The organism is Streptomyces phaeofaciens (assembly GCF_014648915.1).
GTDB lineage: Bacteria > Actinomycetota > Actinomycetes > Streptomycetales > Streptomycetaceae > Streptomyces > Streptomyces phaeofaciens.
This window is the reverse complement of record NZ_BMSA01000083.1, coordinates 1-2,870: the sequence shown is the minus strand read 5'-3', so window position 1 is coordinate 2,870 and position 2,870 is coordinate 1. Positions and strand designations below refer to the sequence as shown.

The following is a 2,870-nucleotide window of genomic DNA, read 5'->3' as shown; positions in this document are numbered from 1 at the left end:
CCCGCACCCAGCTTGTCCTTCCACGCCGCCGACGCCCACCGCTTGCTCGTCGACTCAGCGAACACATGAAACGCACCCGCCGCCGACCCCATATAGGTCGGCGAACCGAACACGATCGCGTCCGCCTCGTCCAACACCCGCCACTCCTCCTCCGACATCGCGTCGACCCGGACCAGCTCGACCTCCGCACCGGCCTCCACAGCACCACTCCTCACCGCTTCCGCAAGACGATCGGTATGCCCGAACCCGGAGAAATAGGCAACGGCGATACGAGGCTTCTTGGACATGGCGAGGTACCTCCAGAGAGGGAGCGAAAGGGGAATGACTCAAGCGAGGAGGGGGCTACAGGACCCGCGCCACCCGGCGGTCCGGGCGGACGAGGACGCCCTGGGCGCCCTCCGGCACGGTGACCCGGTCACCGGCGGGTGCCGGGACCCGGCGCACGTCCCGCACCGGCGGTAGCGAGGAGCCGGCCTCGACGCGCACCGGCGGAAGCGACGAACCGTTCTCGACCGCCCCGGACTCCGTGCCGTCGAACCACAGCAGCGTCGACCCGTCGATCCGGTCGCCGGGGTCGAGGAACGGCAGGAGCTTCCCGGCGGCCCTGATCCGGGACGGAACGCGCGCTCCGACACCCAGCTCGTAGTGGCCGCCGCGCCAGTTCTCCTCGACCGGATACAGCTGGCTCCAGCACAGGGCGAGTTCGTCCAGCTCGTTCTGGAGGGCCGGCCGGGTCGTTTCGTCGGCCGTGCGGATCCGCTCGATCAACGGGGCGAGAAACGTCGTACGCCCCACCTTGGCCGCGAATTCACGACGTTCCTCATCATATCCCAGAAGAAGATTCGGATCGTCTTTCTTCAGGGCCGCGAAAATGCGCCAGGAAAGGGCGACGGCGTCGCCGATCCCGAGATTGAGACCCTGCCCGCCGGCCGGGGTGTTCAGATGTGCGGCGTCCCCGGCCAGCGCGACCCGGCCGGCCACCAGGCGGTCGGCGACCCGTAGATCCACCGAGTAGTGGCTGGTGCGGACGGCCTCGGCGAGCCTCAGCCGACTGCCGAAGCCCAGCGTCTCGATCGCCTCGGCGATCCGGCTCCACGGCACCTCGGCGTCGCGTTCCAGGGCCAGTCCGGACACCGCGGGTCCGGCCACCAGTACCTGGTCACCGGGGATCGGCATCATCGTGACCATGCCGTGTTCGCCGACGTGCACGCCGACCTCCGTGCGGCCGACCAGCTCCTGGGGAACGCCCTCGACCAGCAGATAGCTCGTGGTCAGGCTGCGGCCGGTCATCGCGACGCCCAGGGCCTCCCGTACGGCGCTGCGCGGGCCGTCGCCGCCGACCAGATAGGAGCAGCGGACGTCGTCGCGCCCCTCGAAGCGGACGGATATTCCGGAGTCGTTCGCCTCGTGGGAAAGATATGCGACGCCTCGCTCGATATGAGCACCGTATTCGAGTGCGTATTTCTCCAGCAGCCCTTCCAGAATGGGCTGCGGAAGATTCCGGTAGCCGTCCAGATGGCTGTCCATCCCGGTCATCTCGGCGGTGAACGTCCCCGCCCCGTTCACCCGGAAGGCGAACCGTTCGAGCGGAATGCTGCGGGCCAGCACATCGTCCAGCAGACCGAGCCCGTCGAGCAGTTCCAGGGTCGGCGCGTGCAGCACGACCGCCTTGGGCCGGTCACCGCGGTGCACCCGGCGTTCGGCGACCAGGACCCGCACGCCGGCCCGTGCGAGCAGTCCGGCCGTCACCAGCCCGGTCGGGCCACCGCCGACCACGACGACGTCGTAGTTCTCCATGCCTTCTCCCGTTCTCCGTAAGCGGCCGCGCCGTGGGCTAGGAAGACGACCCGACGGTCTCGGGGTCGTCGCTGGCGGCCGTGGCGACCGCGGGCTTCTCGGGCTTGGTGAAGAAGCGGCCCAGGAGGGTGGGGTTCGCGACCAGGATGATCGCGGAGCAGACCAGCACCCCGCCGAGCAGCTGCGCCAGGGTGAGCCGCTCGCCGACCGCCACCCAGCCGAGGATGGCCGCGGTGACCGGGTTCATCAGGGGCAGCGGCGCGGACTGCGACACCGGCAGCCGCTGGACGCCGGAGAGGAAGAGGGCGAAGCCGAGCGCGCCGACCACGAACGCGGCCCAGGCGAGACCGAACAGCTCCTTGCCGCTGAAGCTCGGCGGCGCGCCCTCGAAGAGGAAGGCCAGCGGCAGCAGGAAGACGGCCGCGCCGAGCAGGGTCCAGCCGGCCGTGGTGAGGCTGTGCACGCCCTCCGGGCGGCCCCACTTGCGGGCCAGGACGCTGCCGATGCCCATGCTGGAGGCACTGCCGATGCCGGCCAGGACGCCGACCGCGTCCAGGGAGGCGGAGCTGCGCAGGACGAGCAGCGCGACGCCGACGACCCCGACCACGCAGGCGATGTAGTGGTGCGGCCGGATCTTCTCCTTGAGGACCACCGAGGCGACGGCGATGGCCACCAGGCTCGACGTGGAGTTCAGGGTGGCCGCGACACCGCCGGGCAGTCGCTGCGCGGAGATCAGCAGGAACACGGTGAACAGGCCCATGTTGAGCATGCCGAGCACGAGCGACTTCCACCACCACGAGCCGCGGGGCAGGGCGGGACGGATCGCCAGCAGCAGCAGGCCGGCGGGCAGCACCCGGAGGAAGCCGTCCCAGTAGGGCGTCGGCGGCAGGTAGTGGGCGGCGACGTAGAAGAGGGTGCCGCCGATGGCCGGTCCGAGCGCGGTGCGGGCGAGGAGTGTCGAGTTCTTCATCTGGGGGGCTCCAGGGGAGGGGCGTGGCCGCCCTCGTGGCGGAGGGGGTGGTGTGTGGGGGGTCAGGCGGTGAGGCCGAGGGCGGTGCGGCCTGCCAGGACGA

General features: G+C 70.5%; 3 protein-coding genes. All 3 read right to left on the bottom strand.

Annotated elements, in window-relative coordinates; genetic code table 11:
- Window positions 1–287 (bottom strand): flavodoxin family protein (locus tag IE275_RS45590; RefSeq protein WP_189718140.1); only part of this gene is annotated, 287 nt, incomplete at its 3' end.
- 55 nt (window positions 288–342) lie between these two features.
- A complete protein-coding gene (locus IE275_RS45585; RefSeq protein ID WP_189718596.1) occupies window positions 343–1,797 on the bottom strand; it encodes an FAD-dependent monooxygenase in 1,455 nt (484 codons plus the stop codon).
- A gap of 37 nt (window positions 1,798–1,834) precedes the next feature.
- Entirely contained in the window at window positions 1,835–2,767 is a 933-nt protein-coding gene (locus IE275_RS45580) for a DMT family transporter (protein ID WP_189718595.1), read from the bottom strand.
- Window positions 2,768–2,870: the final 103 nt, after the last annotated feature.